This is a genomic window from Sorangiineae bacterium MSr12523 (assembly GCA_037157775.1).
Taxonomy (GTDB): domain Bacteria; phylum Myxococcota_A; class Polyangia; order Polyangiales; family Polyangiaceae; genus Pendulispora; species Pendulispora brunnea.
This window is the reverse complement of the sequence record CP089982.1, coordinates 5,255,696-5,279,716: the sequence shown is the minus strand read 5'-3', so window position 1 is coordinate 5,279,716 and position 24,021 is coordinate 5,255,696. Positions and strand designations below refer to the sequence as shown.

The window sequence follows — 24,021 nt, the reverse complement described above, 5'->3', positions numbered from 1 at the left end:
CCCGTAGCGGACGATCCCTGCTCACACAGCTTCTTCAGAAATGACGTCACTTCCCACCCTCAGATATTTCGCGTCCACCGTCGAGGCTTGCGATTCGCTGCTGCCTTGAAGGTTAGACGATTATTAATTTAGATTGTTCAACCACAGACGTACCGCTGCTTCGATTTCGGACAGTGCATACCATTCCACGCGGACGGCCGCGCGTCGTCGCAAAAGGTCGCTCCAAGCACGCGCATCGGCGCAGAGCCGCAAGCCTCGAGCACTCGGAACGAGCCGGATCGAGACCTCACCCAAGAATCCCATGACTTCGAGCTTGTGATGAGCAAGCGATTGGCGAAGGGTCACCATGCGCTCGTAGTCGTCCTGGCTCGCATCAACGGTAGTCTCGAGCGAATACCCTGTGTGGCAGAGGGACGGCGTCCCGCGCACAAGGCCAATGACCGTCAGCGCATAGATGGGGCCATGCGCCGAGAGGGCATGCGCCCGGGCGAGCGGCATCGACGGCAGGTACACGATCGCCGGTACCATGGCTACGCGGTTGCATTCAGCCATGCGACAAGGTCCCTCCGGATCCGTGCTCGGTTTGGTTCGGGCTCGTGCCACAGATCGTGCGCGCAACCGGGATAGGTTCGTAGCAGCTTGCTTTGGGAGCCGGCGGTGTCGAAAACGTCCTTAGCGCCTTGAATGGGGGCAATCCGGTCGCCTTCCCCGTGGAGAACGAGCAGCGGCAACGAGATGTTCTTTGCCTTTTCCCGAAGACGGTTAATCGCCTTGGTCATTTGAAGGGCCGTCCGGGCGGGCAGTCGCCCGTTCTGAACAAGAGGGTCTTTGCGGAGCTGTTCGACGACGGCTGGGTCGGATGAGTAATCGTTCAGATCGAGACCGTAGAAGGTGGCCTTGGCCGGCTCCCGAGACGGGGTGTCCGCCATCCGAAGGCCTTGCAGGACCAACGCCGAGATGTTCTGCCGCAGCCACGCGCCGCTGATGGCGACGCCGCGAATCGGGGGGCTCGTGGTCGCATAGTGCGCGGCGATGGTGCCGCCCGTCCCGTGGCCCAGCACAAACGGGGTGCTCGCGGCCGCCGTTGCCCATTCCTCCTTCTTGACGTGCCGCACGAATGCATCGAGATCTCGAACATATCTGTCGAAATCGTCCACATATCCGCGCTCGCCGTCCGATTGGCCATGGCCACGCAGGTCCAGCGCGTAGACGCCGTACTTCGCGGGAACGAGAAGACCCAAGGCAAGTTCGGCGTAACGCGCTCCGTGGTCCTTCAGGTCGTGGACGATGATGACCGTGCCCTTCATCTGCTCGGGTGGGCACCATCGCTGCCAAAATAGCTTCGCGCTGTCCTCCCCCTGAATGTAGCCGCTCTGATAGCCTTTGGACGGATCCATCGCGATGTTACCTACCGGGTGTGTACTGTGTGAAGGCGGGCCACGATCGCCGAGGTGACGTCGGCCGCATGCGTTTCGGGTAGCCAGTGGCCCGCGTCCGGTAGGACACGAAACTCGTATTCCCCCGTGACCAGCGGCGGTGTACGCCCCCACCCGTCGCCGCAGACATAGCGATCCGCGCGTCCCCAGATCGCAGTGGCGGGGGTTCGCACGGGCCCAACGGCGGGCGACGGGTGGAGAACGGCCGCCCGATACCAGTTGAGCGCCGCACCGAGGGCTGCCGCTGTTCCGACGACGCGCAAGTGAGCATCGATCTGCCACGGCGGCAGCGGATCGTAGAGCCCTCGCAGCTCATGCGCGTTGTTGGCGAGCAACACATACTCGTATCCCGGCAAAATGAACCGACCGATATACGAACCCGCGGCGGCCTGGCACGACGTCGGATCACCCAGCGCGGCGCGGTAGGCATCGGGGTGAGGCATCGAAATCGCCGTGAGCGTTGCGACTCGCTCGGGGGCGATGGCGGCGGTCCTCCAAGCAACCGCCGCCCCCCAATCGTGTCCCACAAGATGAAACCGGTCGCCCCCCAGAACGCGGGTGATGTCGAGCACGTCCTGCGCGAGCGCGCTCTCCGCATACTCCGCGACGTTCGCGGGGCGCGCACCGGGAGAATAGCCTCGCTGGTGCCAGGCGGCGACGCGGTATCCCGCGAGCGATAGGGAGACGAACTGATGGGCCCACTCGCTGACCGACGAGGGAAAGCCATGAAGAAGGACGACCAACTCGCCGCCGTCGGGTCCCGCGACGTAGGTGTCGAAGGTATTCGACCCCACGCGGATGCTCTGGTGTTGAATTTCGGCTTTACCGAGGCCCGAGAGCGTCGCCACCGCCGCATCCTCGGATGATGTCGTAACGTGCGCAGTACCCGTCTCCGTGAACGCATCTTGCTGCGTGCACGCGGTCAGTCCCCAAATAACCAGTAACAAGGAATTGCAATTTCGCATTTCGTCTCGCGCTATCGCGCGTTTCGGCGCGATGGTATGCATTAGAAGGAGCTACAATTCGCCGGCTGCACTGTCCGACTGCAATCCAATCGAGTGGGAGATGCTGGTCAACCGCGCGGCGGACCAACATCTCCAGACAAGGGGGGCTTTGACCTCGCGCTTTGCGGCGGGTCGGTGCAGGTTTTTACCGTCATAGGTGCTTTCCGAGGTCTTTTCTATAGGTCGTTTGGTCCCTGTCGAACGATTTCGCGTGCTTGAGCTGAAAGGTGCTCGGGAGGTTCAATCAACCCGTGGAGAATGGCGACGACGCAAGCCCGCGTTCGTGTCGACACGACGAGCTTTCGATAGACCCGCTGAAGGGTTGCTTTGACCGTCTTAACGGGCATGTCGAGCGACGCCGCAATTTGCTTATTCGTATGGTCGCCCGCGGCCTCCTTGAGGATGTCCTTCTCACGTGAAGTGAGAGCTTCCTCAAATACGATTGGGGGCACCTGAACTCTCTGTACGAGAATCGCCACGAGAATCGCGACGACGCTGGCCCCGGTTCGCGTCGGAACGCCGAGCTTTCGATAGACTTGTTGAAGGGTATTCGCGACCGTTTTCGTCGACACGCCGAGAAGCCCCGCGATTTCCCGGTTTGTTGTGCCGCACGGGAGGCAATCCAGAACCTCCCTTTCACGTCGGGTAAGCGCACTCTCGGCTGCGCGCGGACGTCCGCGCCGAATCATGGGACGAGTCGTAGCGACAACATCTCCGTCAAGCCGAGCGCGAGCAAGCGGTCTGCCTGAATGCGCTCCGCCGACGCGTTAAACGGCTCGAGCAAAGGCTTTGCCAATTCGCCCACGACGGTTCGCAAGCGACGCGTGCCGGCGGGTGCTTCAATAAGCGCAGTGATCGCGTCGGCGACCTCCTGGGGGTTGCCGGTGGATGCCACGGCCGTCATGGCGCGTGCGGCAAGGTCGAGAAGCTCCTTTCCGCGCCCATAGCTCTGCACGCGTGCGTCGTCGTCGGCGCGGACCGCATTCTTCGCGAGGGAAGTTCCATAGCCGCCCGGCTCGACGACGACGGAGTCGATGCCCTCCCGGGCCAATTCATAGCGATACGTTTCGGCCATGGCCTCGGCCGCGAACTTCGCGATCGTGTACGGTCCAAAGAATGGCACGACGTATCGCCCGCCGGCACTCGTGACCTGCACAAGCAACCCTGATCCTTGAGCGCGCAGGATGGGAAGTGCCGCTCGATTGACCCGCATCGAACCAAAAAGGTTTAGCTCGAGTATCCCGCGCACTCGTTCCTCACTGAATGTCTCGAGGAGTCCGAATGCGATGCCCCCGGCGTTGTTCACCACGACGTCGAGCCGGCCCGCTTCGGTCATGACCTGCTCGATGGCGGCGTTTACCGAGGCGTCGTCGGTCACATCCATCTCGATGGGGCGAATGGCGAGGCGCTCCGTTGAGGCAAGTGCGGAGAGCTCCGACGCGGCCGCTGCATTTCTACCGTCGATTCCCCGCATCGACGCAAATACAGTGTGGCCGCGTCGCGCGAGCGTTTCGACAAGTAGTCGGCCAAACCCCGTGCTTGCCCCGGAAACCAACACAACATAGGAATTTTTCATAGCCTTCTGCTCTTTCGTAAGAGGAGCCCATAGGCTCGTTTCATAGTTCGTGGGCGTATTGCCGTTACCGTGAGCCCTGGCCGCAGCTCGAAGCGCCGCATCAAATAACGAATACAGTCGTCGTTAACTAATGTTCTCGAACTGCATGGTCAAGGCTTCAAATGAAATTAAGAAAATAGTTCGTTCAGCCAAATAACGATCGAGAAACCTCGGTCGTCTCTAGCGACGGACTGAAAGCCAGGGCGCTGTCTTCATTCGTCTTCAGCATGCCAAACGATCTCCACCCACGGCGCACTCTCCTGCAACGCATCCACATGCGATTTTGGCACTCTGGTCTCGTTCAAATTTACGTACTTGAGCGACGCCAGTCCGTGGATCGATTCCGGAAGCCTGTCGATGGGCGTATCGCTCACGTCCAGCCGACAGAGCTTCGATAGGCTTCCAATAGACGCGGGGATGGCGCGCAGACCGGAACCCGCGAGGTTCAGGTGCGTGAGTTCGGTGCACCCCGAGAGATCGGGCAGCGCCGAGATCAACGTTCGGTCGAGAACAAGCTTGGTGAGCTTCGTCATCGATTCGAGCGACGGGACGACCCGAACGGGGTTTCCGGATAGGTCCAGTTTCGTCAGCGCTGGAGGCGGGTTGTCGAGAAGGGGCCGTGGAAACTCGCCGAGTTCGTTGTAGGACAGGTCCAACACCTCGAGCCTCCGAAGGTCAGAGATGGATGCAGGGATCTCGCGTAGGCGGAGGGAGCTCAGGAGGAGCTCGCGCAGCGCTCGTAGCGCTCCAATGGATTCGGGCAGCGAGCGAAACAAGTTGCGGCTCACGCAGAGGTGCGTGAGCTTCCCGAGCCCGGTGACCGATTCCGGAAATCGCTTCAAGCGGTTCTCGGAGAGATGTAGTGCCGTGACGTTCACCAATCGGCGCAACGACTCGGGGAGTGCCGTCAAGAGGTTCGTATGAAGAGACAGCACGCGGAGCGCCGTGCAATTTCCCAAGTCCTCGGGTAGGTCGACGAGTTTGTTGCCTTGGAGGAGCAGTTCCCGGAGCCGGCCGAATTCTCCGATCTCCGGGCCGATGGCTTCGATTCCTCCGCCTGGCAGGTGAAGTTTCTCGAGCAGGGGGAGTCGCCCAAGGCTCGGATTCCAGCGCGAAACCCTTCCCTTCACCCTCTTCAACCGAGGCATCCGCTCGAACGGGAAATCGTCAGGGATGCGGTCCACGACCAGCGCGGTCGTGGTCGCCGGGTCTCGCAAGGCGGAGGAGATCCCCCAGGCGGTCTTGTCGCCGGGGGCGCGTCGCCGTGGGGCTCGTGCGCCGTATTCGCGTAAGATCGGGATGAGCGACTCGCGCTTCGCCATGTACGCGAGGCCGATGAGGGTCGAGCGTTTGCCGGCCGAAGGGTTTACGGCAGCACCTCGCTCGAGCAACGTGCGCACGGCCTCGGTGTGCCCTCCGCGAATGGCGATCCGGATCGGGGTCTCGTCATCCTTCGTGAGCGCGTCGACCTGGTCGCCGCGGTCGAGGCACTCGGCGATGACGCTGGCTAGGCCGCCGGAAGCGGCGGCGTGAAGGAGCGTCCATTTCGAATCGTCGAGATGACCCAGAGCGTGATTCGCACCACGCGCCAGAAGAAGATGCGTGAGGCTTGCATGGCCCCGCATTGCGGCGGCCATGACCGGTGTCACGCGATCGGATCCATGGCGGTCAATTTCCGCGCCGCGGTCCAAAAGGAATGCCACGACGTCCTGCCGTCCGTGCACGGCGGCCGAGGCCAGAGCGACATCCGGATTCCGACCATCCGATACGAGCTCTCGGACCAAGGCGATGTGGCCCGCGCCGGCCGCAAGGGTCAACAACACGGGATCCGCTCGTAGCGCGTCGAAGCTCTTTCCGAGGTGCCGGCGCATCATTTCGAACTCAGCCAACTTTGGACGGTCGCGATGCGTTGTACGCAGCGTGTTGTAGAGCACCGTTTCCGACATCGGAAGGCGCTCCAAGGGATTGGCTCCAGCGCGGAGTAGCTCGGCGACGATTTCCGTCGGCCCGTCCAGCGCGAGGTAGAGCAGTGGAGGCCCACCGCCCCGCGAGGAAATGGGCCGCATCGGAGACGCGCCCTCGCCCAACAGCCTGCGCACCGTGACAAGGTCGGACCGCCCTACCGCTTCCTCGAGCTCGACGAACAAAGTGCGATGTTTGCTCATGGCGCTGTCAAGAGGCGGTAACGATCCGAGACCGCGCCTCGGCCATTCGCACGAAGCGTTCCCCTGTTTCGCGCAGAGTCCACTGATGGCGTGTCGTCGTGCTTCGCGGGCCGCCGTCGGTCGCGGCGTCCACCCACATGACGTCCGCGTCCAGGGTGTACGTGTCGTCGCGTAGCACCGTGACGGCGGTTCGTCCCACGCGATAAGTTCCACGCGGCGTTTGCTCACGGGTGGTCCGGAGCCACGTGTCGAGCTCCTGGACGGAACGTATTCGCCCGCCCGGACTGCCAAAGTCGAGCGCGAAGCCTGGCTCCAGAAGCGCGGTCACTGGTTCGAGCGTCCCGGCGTAGGCGCTTACGCTCGCGAGCCAGGCGTGCAGAAAGCTCCGGGCACGGTTGGCTGGGTAGGCATCTCGAAAGGCGCGGACCGTCGATGAAGGCGGCTCACCCGGTGCGTCCTTCTCATCGTCGCCGGGCGAAGCGTGCAGGCACTCAATGACCGGCCATACGCCTTGGTCGCGCGGTGGGCGCAATCGCACGTCGTAGCGGAGCTCGAGGGCGCGTCCGGTCCCAGTCGATTCCGAAGACTGAAAGAGAACGTTGGCTTCGATGCGACTCGTATCGTTGGAGATGGGGATGACGTTGGTGTGCAACACATGATGTGCTCGACGATCGCCGCGAGGCAGGCGCCGCGCCGCCGCGACGTACGCTCGGTGTCCTTTCCCCACCCATGCGCTGGTGACGATTTCCACGAGTGGGTCGAGCAGTTCTGTCTGCATCGTCACTCGATCCTCGGTTATCGGACGCTCGTAGAACTGAAACCATCGATAGAATTGCGCCAACAAGTAATGCTCGTCCGGAGAATTCAACGCGGATAGCTCCTTTTTTTCGCATGGCCATCAAAAACATCGGTTTCCCACCAGCACCTTCGAAATGCGATCATCAGGGCGCTCCATTGCCCCGGGGGCCGGAGACAAATCTCTGGTTCGACAAACCGCACCCCATCGGGTTCAGCGATGACAGTGCTCTCGAACGTCGATCCACCGATCGAAGGAAGTGACCACCGCATACGGCTCGACGCCGTCACCATCCGCGCGTCCTCTTCCGCGGCGGCGAGCATGCTAAAGAAACGAAACTGCTGTTCTTCCGTTCGGAGAATCAGCCCCGCACAACGGAGGAGGATTCGATCGTGCATCGCCACGACATCGAACGTTCCGTGCGAATAGAGGACCGAGAACATCCTCTCTTCACGCACCCAATTGGAAAGCATGTTTCCCCTTCCTTCGATAGATTTCACGCCGTGCGGGCGCGCGCTCGCGCTCCGCGGCTCGTGCGCTCACCAGCCCATTGGGGAACCAAGGCCAATCGATCCAAACAGGACGGCGTCCTGTATATAGGTATTAAGCTGCGTTAGGATCTGCGTGCTCTCGGCGCGGCCCTCTTGCTTCGACGCGAAGCCATGGTTCGACCGCTCGAGTTTCTGCAGTGCCAGCCGGCCGCGCTCCGTTCCGGCGATTCCCGGCAGGCGGAGCAGGACTTCTGCGGCTGTCCGAACGCCGGCGGCCCAGCATTCGACGGCGAGGGAGCTGTCCTTCGTGTCCGCGGCCCAGCGACGGGTCTCACGCGCTCCAACCACGGCAATTTGCTCCAGCATCATGCCCGCGGATGCGAATCGGCGCTCGACATCTGCTCGCCCGCGGATCTCCTCGACCTCACGCCACGCCGACCACACGGGGCGCAGGACCTGAAGAACATCCAAGGCAGACTTTACGCGCACGGCGTCGGCCACCAACGCGATCCCGCTTCCGGAGGCCTTAACGAATATTTCGCCCTCCCCCGTCGGGGTGTCATCGACGTTTTCGCTTCCACGGATCTTGCTGGCGCTCGAGTAGGCGTGCCACAGCATGTATTCGAAACTGCCGACCTGCAAAAAGGACCCAAGCTGAAGTGCGCCTATGGTGATAAGGACCCCGTCGGCCGACGCGCGAATTCGCCGAGAGGCGATTTCGGTTCGTTCGTTGTTTTCCAGGTCCGGATCGAAATAAAATATAGCCTCGACGCGTCCGCCGTTGAGAATGGTTTCTTGTCGCCAGCCGGGCAGCATGTCTTTCCCTCGTCCATCGAAGTGGGTGGCGCGGCCGTTTGCGGACGGCATACCCACGGGTTTCATCGTTTGAGACATTTGCGCCTCAATGTATTTTGGAAGTGAATTAGCGAAGAAGAAGGTACATCGAGGCGAAGGCCCAGTAGGATCCGAACCGGCCGCCAGCCGGTGAGGACGGCGGCGATGGTTTCCTTGTTCGGCGAACTTCCAATGATCGCCACGCATCGAGATCGAATCCATCCTCGTGGTGATCCATAAGGATAACGTTGCTCTGCTTTCGATTTGCGGCTGGACGCTGGGTAGGCATTATCCTCGTCTCCTGCGCGGTATTTGATAGTCAGCTTAACTAGATGTGGCAATATCTGTCGTCAAGCGATTAATGGTAGGCTGTTATGTTAATTAATATTGAGTTCAATAGTGTATTTAACGCAACAGGGCGCCGCCGCGGATCTTCGGTGCAAATGGTGAGCGTAGGCTTGCCGCGGGAGCGGGAATCGCCGCGCGGGAGTTCGAACGTTCAAGGTTCTCACGCTGCGCAGAGGCAGAGTCAGGCCGCAATCGCTGGAACACTCGTCGGACGGCGGATGGGTTCGAGCGCATAGGACGCTCTCGTTGGCGATCCATTCGCTTCTACAACGACGTGCAGCGCGCTTGCCAAGTTCGAAATTGCTCGCGACGCACGGCGCGGACGCGCGGGTTTGAAGACAGCTCGAGATCACATCCGCAGGGACTCTGTACTCCTTCGCGGCCTCACGCCTGGGTTGCCCCCGACGGGTCTCTCTGGCGGACCCCGGCTGCGAACTCGCGAGCCTCGGCGGCGGCGCCGCGCTTTAGGGGAGGCCCGCGCACCTCTTCCGGTCAGCTGATGTCACCGTGGCCGCGCCCGGGGGGGACGACGGAGGCGCGGACCGGGCTGCCCATGGAACCGGCAGGAGCCGACACCGTAAGCTCTGGCGCGACCTTTCCCTTGGACGGAACGGTGGCCATTCGTCCGCCGTCGAGCTGCCCCCCCCTGCCTGATACGTGAGACCGCGAGCTTCGCCCCCAGAGGGCCCGGACACCACCACCTCATGTCACCCTTCCTCTCCACGAAGAGAAAGTCGTCCCCGCTCGACCGCGTGTTGCTTACATTTGTGTGCACTGGATTCTAATTCCACCCATCGGAGCTAGATGTGCACCTTGAGGGGCGATGTGTGGGCGATCGAGAAGAATTATTTGAATTCTGGGTGAGCAGTGTCGTCCAAGGCCGCTTCGCGGGGACGCATCGGCCCGGCGGGTCGTTTCGAGCAGCTCTCCGTCAGGTCACGATATCCGTTTATCCGAACTCTCGGTTCCTACTAGAGGAGAGCCCGACGAGCGATGCCTGAACGCTTGTTGGAGGGGAGTATGTTTCTTCGGCTCCCCGCGGGGCCGTGCGTTTGTGTCGCGATTTTGGCTCATTGCTGGAGGTAACTTGGTTTCATTTGTAATCGTGATAACGGCGATTCGTTGGATAAGCTGTGGGGCCGCCCTCCACACGGACGACAATGTTCATGGTCCAACCCTCGTCCAGGATGGGGACCACATGCAGGTGCTACGCTTCTTCCCGCGGACGGTCCGTGGTCCGCAGCGTACTTTGCGCTAGCGAGGAACGCGAAGGGCGTCATCGGTGGAGAACCAACGCGTGTCCGGCATCGATGGCGTCCATGGCCGGCCGGAAGTGGCCTCGCGGCGCGGACTTTGTTTTCCGCGTCGGAGGAGGCTATGGCCTGAGCTCCGCCTTTGCGCTGCCGCGAGCCCTCTTCTCGGCGGGCTTCTTCTTCGGGGCGAACCGACCTGTTGTCGAATCGCGGCGCCGCCGCTCGTACCTGCATCGCGGGCACCCCGTGGCATTCACGCCTGTGCGCATGACAATGGCGGCCTCCCAGCTATGGCCCTCCGAACATTTCCACCACGCCCTCTGCTCGGAGCCCGCAAACACATCGAGGGGGGTGCGGTCGGCGTTCTTCTCGGCGTCCCATTCGCGCGCAACTTCCGGGACGCGATACGCAAGCGATCGGTCCTTCGGAGGGCGCTCCTGTCGACACCGTGGGCAACCACCGAGACCCGTCACACGGACCTTTATCCCGCTCTGCCAAGAATGCCCCTTTGCGCAGCGCCACCAGGCCCGTCGCGGCGATCCAGCAAAGACTTCCTCTGGGGTCAGATCCGCGTTGCGCTCCGCATCCCATTCGGCGGCGATCCGTGGGGCGCGACCTGCAAGGGACCGCTCGAACGCCGGCCTCCCCGCGCCTGCACGGCGGCAGTCGGGGCACCCGGCACGTTGCCGTGTTCGACTCACGATGCTCGCCTGCCATTCATGGCCACGCCCGCATCGCCACCACACGATCCGCTTCGAACCGCGGGAAATGACCTCGGGGTGGAGACCATCGTTCCTCCCCTGGTTCCATTCACCCGCCACCTCCGGCGCGAAGCGAGCCAACGACTGTCCAAGACGTGGAGCGAGTGGCGCCGTTTTGCGTGCAGCAGCGCACCACGGACAGCCGCTGCGTTTGCTCGTTCGGTCGGCCACGCGTGCGTTCCATGTCCGGGCACAACGAGAGCACCGCCATCCCACGCGACGAGAGGAGCCGACCTTGACGTCCCCAGGCTTCAGATCTCCGTTGGCCGCATGGTCCCATTCTGTGGCGACCGCCGGCGCGAGCTTCGCGAGCGAGTTGGCCGAGGTGGCCCGAGCCTGCTTTGCCGCTCCCCGCTTGGTGGCGCACACAGGACAACCGCTGCTTCTTCCGGTTCGGTTCTTAATGGTTGCGCGCCACTCGTGACGACAAGTTGAACAGCTCCACCAAACCGCGAGCAGCGATCCCGTCGCAACGTCGCGCGGTGTGAGCGGGGCGTTCGCGGATCGGTGCCACTCGCTGGCCACCTTCGGGTAGCGCTTCGCGAGCGAACGAGTCAGTGGTGGAAGGCGTCGGCAGTGTGGACACTTCTTCCCTATCGTTCGGGCTCCGACCGTTGCCTGCCACTCATGCCCTTCGGCGCACCGCCACCAATACCGGAGCGAGGATCGATGCCTGATTTCCAGCGGCGTAGCCTCGCCGTTCTTTTCGGGGTGCCACTCGCGCGCGACGCGCGGGTAGCCGGAGAGATACTCCTTGGTTGCGGTCCGCGTCGCGATGATCCGGGGCATGCACGAGACGAGCAGGCGTGGCGTGACGAGCCTTCGAACTGCCCACCAGTCGTAGACGTGTCGGCGATGGGTGATACGAGCGGAACTGAAACGCGCCCGCACACTCTCCACGGGCCATTCGAGGATGTGTGCGAGTTGAACATCGCGCAAGGGTTGAGGCGGAGGGGGCACGAGTCGTCTGTCTCTGTAATACGAAGCGGAGGTGGGACTAAAGGTGTCCACCCGCACGAAAAAGCCTTCCTAGGCATACATCACACACAACACCCGCCACCGTAGGCCGAACTTTGGGGTATGGTGGTGGACCGCGAGGCCGAGGCCCGCAAAGCATTCGTGCGCGCGATGTACGACTTTCTCGTTTGGCTCTGGATGGAGGAAGATGCGGCCAAAAAGAGCGACGCAGCCGATCGCGCCCGTGAGCTCGAGAAGATTGCACAACGCGTGGCACGCCGGCTGATGGTGCCCGACGGAGCACCGGCCGAGGTCCTATCGTGCGCGACCTACGCCGACGCGCGCGAACAGACGATCCGCCATCTGCAGGCGATGGTGCGCGTCGCCCTCCGCGACGCGATGAAGGCGGATGTCATTGCCGCCATCGAGCTCGAGTGGCTCCGTGAGAACATGCAGCGCGCCTTTCGGGACCGATCCCGATCGACTATCTGAATCCCACCGCACTTCCAAGAACCCGCTCCCCCAACGAAACAAAACACCCCACCGACAACGAATGGATCCGATTCATCGAAGTAGACGTCTCTCCCGCGCCCACAGGCCCTCCCGAACCGCGATCCTGCTTCGCTCGTTGGTCGTGGCCGGCGTCGTCCAGGGCCTCGTCGTCCCGGGCGCGGCACTCGCACAACCGCAGCCCTCGAAGGCGCAGCTCCAAAACGCGCGAACCTTGTTTGCCGAAGGCGCGGCCCGTGAGGATGCACAAGACTGGGCCACCGCCCTCGAACGTTTCCTTCGCGCAGGAACGATCAAGATGACACCGGGGATCAAGTTCCACATCGCCTATTGCGAGGAGCACCTCGGTCGCCTTGTCGAAGCCCTGGCAGATTACACCGAGGCGCAGGAGCAGGCGCGTCTCGAGAACAATCGCGAGGTCAATCAGTCGTCCAGTGACGCGATTGCCGCGCTTCGTCCGCGGGTTCCCTCCCTTCGGATCCTCGTTCCCGACGCGCGCGATGTCGAGGTCCTGGTCGACGCCCAGCCGCTTGCGCCGTCCGATGGCGGCTACGCAACATGGGTGAACCCCGGCACGCACGACGTCCTCGTCCAAGCGACGGGCACCCTCCCCTACCGCGCCAGCCGAACGTTGGCCGAGCGCGAGGCAGCAACGATCGAGGTCAAATTCGAATGGGCACCCAAGGCCGCGCGCGCAGCTGCAACTCCGAGCCCCGCGACACCGCCGCCCGCAGCTCCGTCCGCTCCTGCGGCAAAGCCATTCTGGACTCCGGGCCACACCATCGCCATCTCCCTCTTCGGCGCCGGTCTGCTCGCCGCAGGCGGCGGTGCGTACTTCGCGCTCAAAGGTATTAGCAACGGCGACGAAGCGGACCGGCTACGGGCGCAGCTTGGCACGCCTTCGGAGGCATGCGCACAACCAGCCAATCCTCAAGTGGCGAGTACCTGCCAGCAGCTCAATGACACCATCGACACGCACCGAACCCAATACAATCTCCAGCGCGGCTTTTACATCGCGGCCGCTGGGCTTGTGGCGACGAGCGTAGCCGTTTGGTTTCTATGGCCAGAGCCGAAATCCAAAACCAAATCGCTCGGCATTCGTGTCACCCCTGCCATCGACATCCCAAGCCGGTCGGTAAGCCTGCAGGGCACGTTCTAGTACGATGAATCGAAGTCTCCAATTCGCAAATCCAAGCAACCGGTTGCCTGGTTAGGTCGAAGTAGAAAGCGTCGTCTTAACTCGACCCAAGAATCGCCATAAGGGAATTCCGCATGGTCATGTCGATGTTCGAAAACGCGGTCGATGAACTCTCCTACACCCTGCGGGCGGGAGAGCGCGACGAGCAGCAGCTCGTGGTGGCTCGGTTCGACGGCCGCGAGGGGTTGTCCCAACTTTTTTCGTGGGACATCGATGTCATCGTCGATGGCGACGAGATCCAGACCCTTGAGGACTTGCAGGGTCAACCGGCGGAATTTCGTATCCTTCGGCACGACGAACCGGTGAGGATCGTCCGAGGCCTCATCGCCCAAGTCGCATCCCAAGGCACGACCTCGAAGGGGCGCCAGCACCAGGTCACCTTGACCTTGATGCCGAAGCTTCTCGAGCTCGACCTCATGACGAACTCGCGCATCTTCCAGGGCAAGAGCGTGCAGCAAATCGTCATGGAACTTGTCCAGACGCACAACATCGAACTCGATTGGCGTCTCGAACGACGTCCGGCCGAGCGGATCTACTGCGTTCAGAGAAACGAGACAGACTTTGAATTCTTCGCTCGTATTCTTGCGGAAGAGGGCATTCACTACTTCTTCGCCCACGACGAGGAAAAGACGAAAATCGTATTTGTCGACGCACCTCGCGGTTACGTGGCGATCGACGGTGACGCCAACCTGCCGTTCAGCGCCACCGGCGGAGCGGTGACGGTCGACCACGTGGGCCACATCGACCGCAAGCAGATGCTCCGTCCCGGGTCCGTCGCGCTCCGGGACTACAACTTCGCTCGCCCGCGCCTCGATCTCACGGCGCGTGCCGAGGTGCGCGAGCCGCACCACTCCGGCAATCGGCCGGCCCGCGAGACCTACCTCTACCCCGGCGACTACGACAAGGTCGATCCCGACGGCGCGGGAATGACGCAGCGGCGCCTCGAGCTCGCGCGCAGCGACGCGTTTGTCTTCTCGGGGAAGAGTTCGTGCGTGCGTCTCCAAGTTGGACGGACCTTCACCCTCAGCGGGCACGACGACGACTTGTTCAATCGCTCGCTTCTCCTCACGGAGATGGGCCTTCGCGGCCAGCGCGCCGGCATCGCCGAGACGGGGGGCGCCGGCGGGCCCGCATTCGTGGCAACCTTCGTGGCGGCTCCCAGTGACATCCGGCTACGGCCCACCCGAAAGCCAAAGCCCACGGCCGCCCCCGAATCCGCCTTGGTCGTTGGCCCCGAACCTGGCACGCCATTCGTCGATGAGTTTGGTCGCGTCAAGGTTCACTTCTTTTGGGATCGTTACGACAAGCAGGACGAGAACAGCTCGTGCTGGTTGCGCGTGATGACGCCCGCGGCTGGAGGGGATCGCGGGATTTGGTTCGCTCCGCGCGTCGGTGACGAGGTCGTGGTGAACTTCTTCAACGGGGACATCGACCGTCCATTTGTGGCCGGCGCCATGTACAACGGCGAAAACGGCCATACGTATCTCCCCGCCCAAACGGTTACCAAGAGCACGATTCGGACGCGGAGCATTCCGGGTGGCAAGGGCCACAACGAGCTGACGTTCGAGGATTCATCGGGTGGCGAGGAAATCTACCTTCACGCCCAGCGCGACCTTCGCGAGACGGTCTTGGCCAGCCATTCCGAGACGATTGGCGCCACGCAGACGAGCACCGTCGGCGCCATGCAGACGATCACGGTCGGCGCGCTGCGCACGAAGACCGTTGGGGGCGACGAGCACACCAACATCGGGCTCAATCGAACGGAGACCGTGGGCCAAAAGGAAACGGTCACCATCGGCATGGGCCGTGAGCACACGATCTCGACGGGCCATGATGAGTTGACGGTGATGAATGGCACGCGGCAGATTGGCGTCCGCAACGGACATCAGATCACCGTGGTGCAATACCTCACGCGGTTCGTGACCAAGGACATGGAGATCGCCTGCGACGAGGACTACAAGCTCGACGCGGTGCGGGCCATTTCGATCACGGAAAATACCGGACAGGGCGCGGTCAAGATGGAATCGGGCACCATTGCCGCCAGCGGGCCCAAAGGGATTACGGTGCAGAACGAATCCCAACAGATCAACTTGAAGGACAAGAAGATCTCGGTCATCGCGACCGAGGAACTCGTCCTGCAATGCGGAAACGCATCGCTGTCGCTCAAGGCCGATGGCACCGTCTCGATCAACGGGACCAAGATGATCGGGATGACGTGCCAGAACTCGAAGCTGACGCTCGACACCAAGGCGAGCAAGATCGAGGGCAATACGGCAACCATCTCGGCAAAAGGGGTCTGCAACGTCTCCGGTGCCTTCGTAAAGATAAACTAAGATGCGAAACCTCGAGGATTTGCACGAAGCGCTGTCCGAGTTCATCGACCAGGATGAAGCCACCGTGATGGTGCTCAGGTCGCGCGACGAGGAACTCGCCCCGGTGGCCCACTGCCTGCGGGAACTCGACGCCGGAATTCCGCACGTCCTTTTCGTCGACGTAACGCCGCTTGGCAGCAATCTTCTGGCGTACGTAGAGGCCGTGCTCACCTCCCTCGTGAAGGCCGCCGAAGAGGTCCAGGTCGAACTGCAGGAAGACGGTGAGCCTCCGCTGCCGCCTTTTCCGGACGTGTGCTTCAATCGCATGGTCGAGCCCATGGTGCGGCTCCGCACGGCCTTCGGGCACCTCGCGACCTCATGGCTACCCGACGACAACCGTCACTTCGTTGTCGCCTTGCTCCCGGATACCATCGTCGACCGTCAGGTACACGCTCACGTCGTCGGGTGGCTCCTGCCGCAAGCCGGCTTCGAACCCTGGCTCGCGCGGACGCGATTCATCGTGCGCGACGACAAGGCCAGTTCCTTCGTCGTGGATACCGCGTGCAGGGCGCGCCTCCCCGGCGTCGTCTACTTGGACACACGCCTCACGGCAGCCGATCACGTCGAGTCCCTGCTTCAGGACGCGAACAACAACGATCTCGAGCTCGGGCAGCGATTGAACGCGCTTCTACAGTGCGCGATGGTGGAGGTCAGCCTCGGCCGTCTACCGCAGGCCATGGCGAAATTTGCACCGCTCTATGAGCACTACGCGGCCCACGGGATTCACCAAATGCAGGGGCTCGTGCTCCTCCAGGTAGCCGAGGCGTTTCGGCGAGCGAATTCGCTTGGCCTCGCACGCAATTGCTTGCTTGGCGCCCTCGATCTAGCGACGAAGAACGGCGATCTCGGAATGATGGCCACCAGCACGCACGCCTTGGTCCCGATTGCTGCGGCGCAAGCGGCCCACCTGGAAGTCGAATCGGCGAGCAGCGTCGGCATGGGCGCCGCAGCAGCGCTGAAGATGCACGACTTGCACGCGGACTTTTTCCTGCGTCTCGGCGATGCGCGCGCCGGCTTTGGTAATTGGGCCGGTGCCATCACGTCGTGGACGGACGGCGCGACCTTCGCACGGGACCATGCAGGTCAGGCGATGCTTCTGCAGCTCCTCGGTCGCCTGCAGGACTATGCGGCCCGTGCCGGCTATCCGGACACCGCGAGGCAATATGCAGCTGAGATTCAACGCATTCGAGCCACCGGGGAATCGGCATGAAGAATCCGCTCACGATGTCCATCGAGAACCCGCTTGCTCCCGTGAACAAGCGAATCAGCGAGAGCCTCAAGGAGCAGGCCAGCGCGCTCGACAAGTACGAAGAGCAGAACGAGTGGACGAACATCTTCAACAAGGCCGAGAGCATGGCCCCCGACGTCGGCAAGTTGAAGGACTTCTATGTCGAGCCGGATCTCGGTCCCGAGAAGCACGGCTACGAGCGCATTCAGCAGATCCGTGCTGAGGACAAGCGGTACGTCGAGGCTTGGAACTACATCAAAGAGATCAAGAAGCTTACCGACGAAACCGACAAGATGGACGAGCTCATTGTCGACTTCGCCGAGCAGGTCTTCGGGCGCGCGGTTGACGGTCTTTTTCGCGGGAACCTCCCCCTGCCCCTCTCGATGATTGCCCCCGCGGCCACCGTGGGGTCGTGCTTTCTTGGATTCCCGCACACGCACCAGCACCCGCCGAGCCTCACCCCCCCGAATCCCGTGCCGATTCCCGTCATGGCCGCGGGCCCGATCCTGACTGGCAACCCCACCGTTCTCATCGGCGGTCTCCCGGCTGCGACGGCTGGAGAGTTGGGGATGGCGATTGGCTGCTGCAGCCTCTCCCCGTACTTCAAGGTCTTCACCGGTTCCCACAAGGTCTCGATCGGCGGCAAGCGCGCGGCTCGCATGGGCGATGTCGTCAAGTACTGCCAACCCGGCCCCAAGGTTCCCGAAGGCGAGAAGGCCCCGGCAGCGCCGACAGCCGGCGCAACAGCCAAGCAATCGCTTGATACCCTGAAGGAGACGCTCAAGGAGGATCTCAAAAAGAAGCGCGACGACAAGATCGAAGAGATTTACAAGGCCGGCATCAAGGAGAACTCGAAGAAGGCCCTCGAGAAAGGGAAAGAGCTCAAGGCCAAGTACGATACGTGGAGAGCCGCGCAGGACAAGGCCGAAGAAAAGCGCGCTGCGGCGACCGAAGCCCCCGACGACGCACAGGCGCAGGCCGAGGCGGCCGCCGCCGAATCCGCCGCCGAGGACGCGACGGCCATCGCGCTCGCCGATGCAGAACTGACCGCGGCGGCGCTCGCATCCAACGCGATGGGCATGCTTCGTAAGGTACTCGAAAACCTTCTTGGAAAAGATCCGGGTGTGCCGCCGCCTTACGGGATGCTCTTGAACGGCGCGCCTCGCGTATGGATTGCGGGCTTTCCCGTACCCGAGTCGTCGGTTTTTCGGGAGGGGCTAAAGAAGCTTCGACCGCCGAAGAAAGACGATGCCCAGAAGGAGAAAAAGCTCGAACCGAAGAAGCCTTCCAAACGAAGCCCTCCCGAACCCGCCAAGCAAGCCACGAAGGACGAGGTGAAGAAAGAGGAGATCAAGAAGGAAGCGTTGGCGCCCAAGAAAGAGGGGAACCCGAATGCCTTCGCCGCAGCGATGAAGGAGAACATGGACGCACAGCGTCTGAAAGACGCCCGGCGACGGAAGCACGAGCTTTTTCACGCCGAGAAGGCCGAAATCATTCGAGAGAGAGGCGAGCCGAAAACCAAAGAGGAGGCGGCAGCCATCACGCGTGAGGCCGAGCGCAGGTCGAATGAACGAGAGCTCACGACCGAGCAGGGGTTTAAAGATCGTGAGATTCGAGAAAAACACGCCACGGATCGGATTAGGGAGTCGAGAGGGCGCAGAAATCGAGAAGATGGGGGTCCGCCAAAGCAGATGACGACATGGCCCAAGCAAAAGAGGATTGAAGGGAGTGCCGTTAAGATCAAGGACGCGCAACGGGCCCGCGAAGCGGCCGAGAGCGCGCAGAAGGCTAAGGATGCCGCATCTCAAGGCGCCAAAGCGGTTCCGAAGTGACCCTCTGGAAAGGCACCCCTACGGCCCCGAGCGTCGACATCCGAACCGGGGAAGTCACCCAGCTCGCCACGGACTTTCGGCGAGATGGGCTACTGCCGCTGTGCCTCGAACGCTTCTATTCTTCGCAGGCCCATCGTGAGCCACCATATCGCCGAGCCGCCGAGATGGAGACGTCAAGCGCGTTCGGCACCGGCTGGCGCAGCAGCTGGGACCATTCGCTGCGCCGAACGCTTCACGGTTTTCTCTACTGTCGACCCGATGGTCACGAGATCGAGCTTCGCTCGGGCCTAGATGGTCGCGTGCAGCACATTGGCCACCGCATTGAGCTCGAGGGAATCGATGGCAACCATGTGCGGCTCGTCGAATATGCTCGCGGGAGAGCCCACGTAAGCCATGTGTTCGCCTCCACAGCGAATGGGGCGAAATGGGATCTGCAAGCGATCGAATATCGTTCTGGAAATCGCATCGTCGTCATACGCGACGAGACGGGGCGCGTCCTCCGTCTCGAGCATTCCCGCGCACGATGCGCACTCGTTGTCAGCTACTTGGGCGGGAAAGTCGCATGCGTCGACCTTCACACCGAGCAAGGCGGACGCCACTTTGTTCTCGGCTACAAGTATCACCCGAGCGGACTCCTACTTGAGGTGCACGACCGCTCCGGGTGTGCAGTTGCCTACGCCTACGACAACGACGGCCGTCTGATCCGCGAGGACAAGCATCAGGGTGGCATATTCGTTCTCTCCTATGACCGGGAAGGGCGCTGCAGTCGCATTGGTGGGCAGAGCGGCTATCAAACTCGCCACTTCAGTTATGACCCCCCAGCACGCTACACCCGAATGTCCGATAGCACGGGAGAATCCTGGCTCTACGAATTCGACGTCAACGACAATCTCTCGCGGACGGTCTCACCGCTGGGTGGAGAAGAATGTTTCGTATTCGACAGGGGCGGCCTCTTGCAGCAGCGGGTGCACGTGCATGGCCACGTGAGCACCTATTTTTACGACGAGCATGGTCGCCTCTATGGGCAACGAGACGCAAACGCTACGACCTACTGGGAGTACGACTCATGGCACCGAATCACCGAGAAAGTGGATCCCTATGGCGTACTCGTTGCACGGTATAGCGACGAGCACGATCTTATGGCTGTCGGGCGACCTGGGGCCCTTTGGACCTTCGCCTACAACACTTTGGGCGAGAGGGTCTCGATCACCAATCCTAAAGGGGGCACACGGTCAATCCTCTACGATCAGTGCGGTAACCGCGTCGCCGAAGGCGACTTTCTCGGCAACTACACGCACTTTGAATACGACGATTTCGGCCGTTGCACGAAGACCACTGGTCCGACGGGGGGCGTAGAGGAGCGCACCTACGACGAGCTTGATCGGGTGACCACGTCCACGCTGTCGGGAACTCTCTCCCGCTCGCATCACGATGGTGAGAACAGCATCGTCGTCGACGCGACTGGAGCGAAAAGCTCATTTCGTCGCGACGCATACGGGCGAACGCTGGAGCATCGGGACAGCGAGGGGTTGGTCTGCCAACTTCGCTGGGGGTCGGAGCCGAGCCAGATCCTAAGCATGATCGACGGCGCCGGACATGAGGAGACCGTTCTGTATGACGCCGAGCAGCGGATCGTCCAAGTACGCACCCGCGACGGCCGCTTGATCGTTCTGGAATACGACGAGTTCGGGGCGTCGTCGGCGACGACGCACAATCCCACGAGTGGGTCGACCGAGTTCGCTGCATCACGGCGAGCTTCCTTCGAATACGATGGACAGGGCCGGCTCGTCCGAGCAACAAGCGGGGACCAGGTGCGCCGCTTCGAATACGATCTCCGCGGTCAGGTCGTTCGATTCGAAACCGAGGAGATCGTTGTCACTCGAACTTACAACGAGGACGGCTGGCGCACGGATGAAGGGGTGTACTCCCGGGCGGCGCCCGGCGCCCCCGAGCGCATCATGTTGCACATCGATGGGACGGTGGACTCGCTGGGTCGCACGACCCAGTTCGTCTGCGGAGGGGCACCAACGGTGATGATGGAATGGGACGAGAACGGACGGGCCTTGTGCGTGGATGTCGACGGCGTTCGGGTGGACTACAAGCGGAGCGAAAGCGGCGCGGAAACGGAGCGACGCGCATCCGGCATGCGGCTCCTCATGAAACGGGACCGCGACGGGCGGGAGACCGAGTGGCTCTACGACATTGACGGTCAGCCTCCCGCCCGAATCCAGGCGAGCTACGGTTCGCGTCGGCCGTTTCCATCCCACCTCAGCGTGGTGACTGCCCACGGAGAACAATCCGCCCTCATTCGCTCGGACGGGCGCGGCCGTGTCCGTGCCATCGTGTCGCAAGGTGAAGGTTCAATGAGTCGATTCTTCGTCTACGACGGCGCCGGTAACTGGACGCTGCACGCGAGTAGCCTTCGGGGCCGCGAGCTCTTACCCCGGCTAGAGTCGGCGGGCTGGGACCGTGCACCGATAATCCTTTCCCACTACGCAGACGAAACCGCCTATGCGACTGCGCTTCCCGGAGGTCGATTAGACACACTCCGCACTGGACCGGTGACCATCCGATATCGCTGGGATGACTTCGGTCGAGCCACCGAAAAGGTCGTCCATTTTGGCGACGAAGAGGATGTGTGGCGCTACGAATACGACGGTTGGGACCTCCTTCGGCACGTCCAGACCCCGCTGGGACTCTCTTACGCCTATCGATACGACGCCCTTGGCCGACTTATCGACAGACGATCAAGCACAGGTACACGCACCGAGCTTATTTGGGACGACGAACGCATCCTGCACGTGCTCGTCGAAGGCGAGGCCGTAGAGACGCGAGTTCACCATCCGGGCACCGGTGAACTCCTGCTGCAACGATTCTCGAACGGCGCCGTCGACGTCCGGCCAAGTCGCCTCCGCGAGCTCGAAGAGCTACTCGGAAGCACAAACCCCGGCTCTTCTGTAGAACCTAGTTCGGAGGTGCCGCGAGTGGCCATCGGGGTCAGCCCTTCGGTTCGACACCCGGTAGAAAGCACCTTTTTGGACTCGGAGGCACGCGTCGCCATCGGCATCCATCGATGTTGGGATGTTGAGACGTCTTATGACCTGACATGGCGACGCGGACAGCCCGCGGCCCAGACGCTTTCTACTCTCACGCGCGTGCTCCCAATCATCGAGCGCGGAGCCGCCGAGCTTGCAGAAATTTCCCCCCTTCGACCGAAGGTTCTTGATCCGCATCCGGGGCAGGCTTTCCTCGCAGACTTACTACGGTTCAGCGGTACTCCGGCAATTCGCTGAGCAAGAACAGGGTGTTCGCATCGGACAACGCGCTGTCCAGATTTCCGCATCCGTCCATGAGATCCATAAGACCCGTCGTCTCGTTCAGCGCTGCAAAGGGCTGCTGCGCTTCCTGCAGAGTGCGAATTGCGGCTTGTGCCTTGTGGCGAATTTTTGGGTTCCGCTGCGCAAGCGCGCTTAGATCCGCGAGCCGCTGTGCACTGAGAGCTAGGTCGTCGCGAACGCACGCGGGAACCCCCCTCATGAGATTGCGAATCTGCGCCTCCGTCTGCACGTAGGTCTCGGGGCGAACGTCATTCTTCAACGTTGCGATCTCCGTTATCAAGCCCCCCAGTTTCGTTCCACTCATTTCAGTCTCCTCCTGCTTGTCACAGTTGAAATTGGGTTTAGTTTACTTTCGACAAGAGCTCGCTGATGGCGAATACACTTGCGGCAGCCGATTGGGCACTTAGGTGCATCATGACGGTATTCGCAAGTTCGGGAAGGGACGTTGCCGCGTTCACCGTACCGAGCTGCAGATTGGCTTCCTCCAACATTTGAATGGCACTGACAGCCTTGTCCCGAACCCTCGGACTTCTTTCAGCAAGCGCCTTGAGATCCGCGATTCGCTGGTTCGCCTGGACGAGCCATTCCTCAATGCATTCCGGCACCACCTCCAGCATCAGCTTTCCGAATTGTTCCTTGAACTGCTGGTAGCCTTCCGGGCGCATGTTCTGGCGCAGTGTCTCAAGTTCGCGCATCAGATCCGACAGACTTTTGGTCGTCATACGTCCTCCTATTGCATCCCTGAGACAACTTAGTCCTTGAGCGCCCGTCGGATCTCCGGGGGCAAATGCATATCCGAAATCCCGAGCACATTGACCATAAGCGTGAGCCGGCTGCGCTCGTCAGCGGAGATGAAACCATCGGCGGCGAATTCGGTGAACTGCGCTCTCAGAAAGTCCAGCAAAAGGACATCGACGCGCGCGGCGTCGAGCCCACCGGCCGTCACCGCCGTCCACAGCGTAACGCGCTCCTCGTCGGTAATGATTCCGTCGGCAAATATCTGCGCGAGCATGCTTGTAAACCGCGCTTCGACCGCGTTCACATCGTCGGTCGGCATCTCATCTGCACTTACGTTCATGGGTCCAGAGTTGCAGAAAATCTGTCAGACGGCGAGGGTGCTTGGCGAAACGTGCGACCACGGTTACCAGTGCCCGCAACCACTTTATGAGCGCGGTAGCAGTGCGCTATCCCATCCCGCCCAGCTTCGCCTTCGATTCCGCGAGCCATTCGAGGTACCACGACCGAAATGTGTGGCGCTGCCCCGAGGCATCCGTCGCGGGATAATATCCATGGTCGTCCGCTACACCGTCATACCATACCTGCCCACGACATGGGCCGGCCACAACGAGCAGCGTGTATGAACCGCATCCATGGGTGCAGAGGCAAAGGCTACCGTCGCTCTTGAAGGCGTCCCAATAGCGTTCCGACGACAACTCGTCCTCACCGGCGCTGTCCTCATCTGCATAGAGCAGATCCGTCGGATTGTAGCTCTCGGTGTACGCCCAAGGCGCCGCCAGTTTCTCATAGCTTGTTCGGTCCTCCGGATCGCCCCCTTGAAACCCCATGACGCCATACCCAGGACCCGCGCCGCCGTTGCCAATTCGCGTGATGAACGCCCGGTAGTCGTCGGGCAGGGCAAAGCCAAGCCGTCGCTCGATGGCATCAAGTTCGGCTTCTGATATGACCGTGTCAAACGAGTATCGGTGGGCACTGGCGGCAAAAAGCGTGTGCTTGCTGTCGAGTTGCGCGAGGGCCGAAACGCCCAAGCGCACGCTCTCCAGGAACGCGTCAAGCTCGCCGGGTGACACGAGGGCGCCCTCCGAGCGTCAGAGCCATGCCAGAGAGGCGGTGGGCCCCGCCCAGCCGAGGGGCTGGCTCGCGGG

The 24,021-nt window shown here is 61.9% G+C and carries 19 protein-coding genes; 6 read left to right on the top strand and 13 right to left on the bottom strand.

The genetic code is table 11. The features are described from left to right. Nucleotides 1–123 precede the first annotated feature (123 nt). The 9 genes from LZC95_20230 to LZC95_20190 form a co-directional block, all read right to left on the bottom strand. Nucleotides 124–552, bottom strand: a complete 429-nt coding sequence (locus tag LZC95_20230; protein ID WXA99137.1) for a hypothetical protein — start codon at nucleotides 550–552, stop codon at nucleotides 124–126. After that, nucleotides 531–1,397 (bottom strand): lysophospholipase, encoded by an 867-nt coding sequence (locus LZC95_20225; GenBank protein ID WXA99136.1) that lies wholly within the window; start codon nucleotides 1,395–1,397, stop codon nucleotides 531–533. Before LZC95_20225 ends, LZC95_20230 begins: the two co-directional genes overlap by 22 nt. An 11-nt stretch (nucleotides 1,398–1,408) precedes the next feature. Further along, a complete protein-coding gene (locus LZC95_20220; protein ID WXA99135.1) occupies nucleotides 1,409–2,383 on the bottom strand; it encodes an alpha/beta hydrolase in 975 nt (324 codons plus the stop codon). A gap of 233 nt (nucleotides 2,384–2,616) precedes the next feature. Further along, nucleotides 2,617–3,129: a LuxR C-terminal-related transcriptional regulator gene (locus LZC95_20215; protein ID WXA99134.1), complete on the bottom strand. Its 513-nt coding sequence runs from the start codon at nucleotides 3,127–3,129 to the stop codon at nucleotides 2,617–2,619. Then, a complete protein-coding gene (locus LZC95_20210) occupies nucleotides 3,126–4,016 on the bottom strand; it encodes an SDR family oxidoreductase (GenBank protein ID WXA99133.1) in 891 nt (296 codons plus the stop codon). Before LZC95_20210 ends, LZC95_20215 begins: the two co-directional genes overlap by 4 nt. A gap of 251 nt (nucleotides 4,017–4,267) precedes the next feature. After that, nucleotides 4,268–6,220, bottom strand: a complete 1,953-nt coding sequence (locus tag LZC95_20205) for an ankyrin repeat domain-containing protein (protein ID WXA99132.1) — start codon at nucleotides 6,218–6,220, stop codon at nucleotides 4,268–4,270. Nucleotides 6,221–6,227: 7 nt separating this feature from the next. Further along, nucleotides 6,228–6,998 carry a hypothetical protein gene (locus LZC95_20200; protein ID WXA99131.1) on the bottom strand — a complete coding sequence of 257 codons (771 nt, stop codon included), beginning with the start codon at nucleotides 6,996–6,998 and terminating at the stop codon, nucleotides 6,228–6,230. Between the two features lie 86 nt (nucleotides 6,999–7,084). Continuing rightward, nucleotides 7,085–7,489, bottom strand: coding sequence for a hypothetical protein (locus LZC95_20195; GenBank protein WXA99130.1), 405 nt, complete (start codon nucleotides 7,487–7,489; stop codon nucleotides 7,085–7,087). A gap of 66 nt (nucleotides 7,490–7,555) precedes the next feature. Then, nucleotides 7,556–8,563: a hypothetical protein gene (locus LZC95_20190; protein ID WXA99129.1), complete on the bottom strand. Its 1,008-nt coding sequence runs from the start codon at nucleotides 8,561–8,563 to the stop codon at nucleotides 7,556–7,558. A gap of 3,220 nt (nucleotides 8,564–11,783) precedes the next feature. Here LZC95_20190 and LZC95_20185 point away from each other — a divergent pair. From LZC95_20185 to LZC95_20160, 6 genes are all read left to right on the top strand, one after another. Further along, the gene (locus tag LZC95_20185; protein ID WXA99128.1) at nucleotides 11,784–12,152 is read left to right on the top strand and encodes a hypothetical protein; all 369 of its coding nucleotides are present in this window, start codon (nucleotides 11,784–11,786) and stop codon (nucleotides 12,150–12,152) included. A gap of 142 nt (nucleotides 12,153–12,294) precedes the next feature. Then, complete coding sequence (locus tag LZC95_20180; protein WXA99127.1) at nucleotides 12,295–13,329, top strand: hypothetical protein; 1,035 nt, start codon at nucleotides 12,295–12,297, stop codon at nucleotides 13,327–13,329. 113 nt (nucleotides 13,330–13,442) lie between these two features. Then, nucleotides 13,443–15,701 (top strand): type VI secretion system tip protein VgrG, encoded by a 2,259-nt coding sequence (gene vgrG, locus LZC95_20175; GenBank protein WXA99126.1) that lies wholly within the window; start codon nucleotides 13,443–13,445, stop codon nucleotides 15,699–15,701. Between the two features lies 1 nt (nucleotide 15,702). Then, nucleotides 15,703–16,950: a hypothetical protein gene (locus tag LZC95_20170; protein ID WXA99125.1), complete on the top strand. Its 1,248-nt coding sequence runs from the start codon at nucleotides 15,703–15,705 to the stop codon at nucleotides 16,948–16,950. After that, nucleotides 16,947–18,800, top strand: a complete 1,854-nt coding sequence (locus tag LZC95_20165) for a PAAR domain-containing protein (protein WXA99124.1) — start codon at nucleotides 16,947–16,949, stop codon at nucleotides 18,798–18,800. Before LZC95_20170 ends, LZC95_20165 begins: the two co-directional genes overlap by 4 nt. After that, nucleotides 18,797–22,093, top strand: coding sequence for a DUF6531 domain-containing protein (locus tag LZC95_20160; GenBank protein ID WXA99123.1), 3,297 nt, complete (start codon nucleotides 18,797–18,799; stop codon nucleotides 22,091–22,093). Before LZC95_20165 ends, LZC95_20160 begins: the two co-directional genes overlap by 4 nt. On the opposite strand, the gene LZC95_20155 is transcribed toward LZC95_20160, so the two are convergent. The 4 genes from LZC95_20155 to LZC95_20140 form a co-directional block, all read right to left on the bottom strand. Then, a complete protein-coding gene (locus tag LZC95_20155; GenBank protein WXA99122.1) occupies nucleotides 22,068–22,442 on the bottom strand; it encodes a hypothetical protein in 375 nt (124 codons plus the stop codon). The genes LZC95_20160 and LZC95_20155 overlap by 26 nt on opposite strands. Nucleotides 22,443–22,479: 37 nt before the next feature. Next, nucleotides 22,480–22,860 carry a hypothetical protein gene (locus LZC95_20150; GenBank protein ID WXA99121.1) on the bottom strand — a complete coding sequence of 127 codons (381 nt, stop codon included), beginning with the start codon at nucleotides 22,858–22,860 and terminating at the stop codon, nucleotides 22,480–22,482. A 29-nt stretch (nucleotides 22,861–22,889) separates the two neighbouring features. After that, on the bottom strand, nucleotides 22,890–23,216 hold the full coding sequence (locus LZC95_20145) for a hypothetical protein (protein ID WXA99120.1): 327 nt from the start codon (nucleotides 23,214–23,216) through the stop codon (nucleotides 22,890–22,892). Between the two features lie 106 nt (nucleotides 23,217–23,322). Then, nucleotides 23,323–23,946, bottom strand: a complete 624-nt coding sequence (locus LZC95_20140) for an SMI1/KNR4 family protein (protein ID WXA99119.1) — start codon at nucleotides 23,944–23,946, stop codon at nucleotides 23,323–23,325. Nucleotides 23,947–24,021 lie beyond the last annotated feature (75 nt).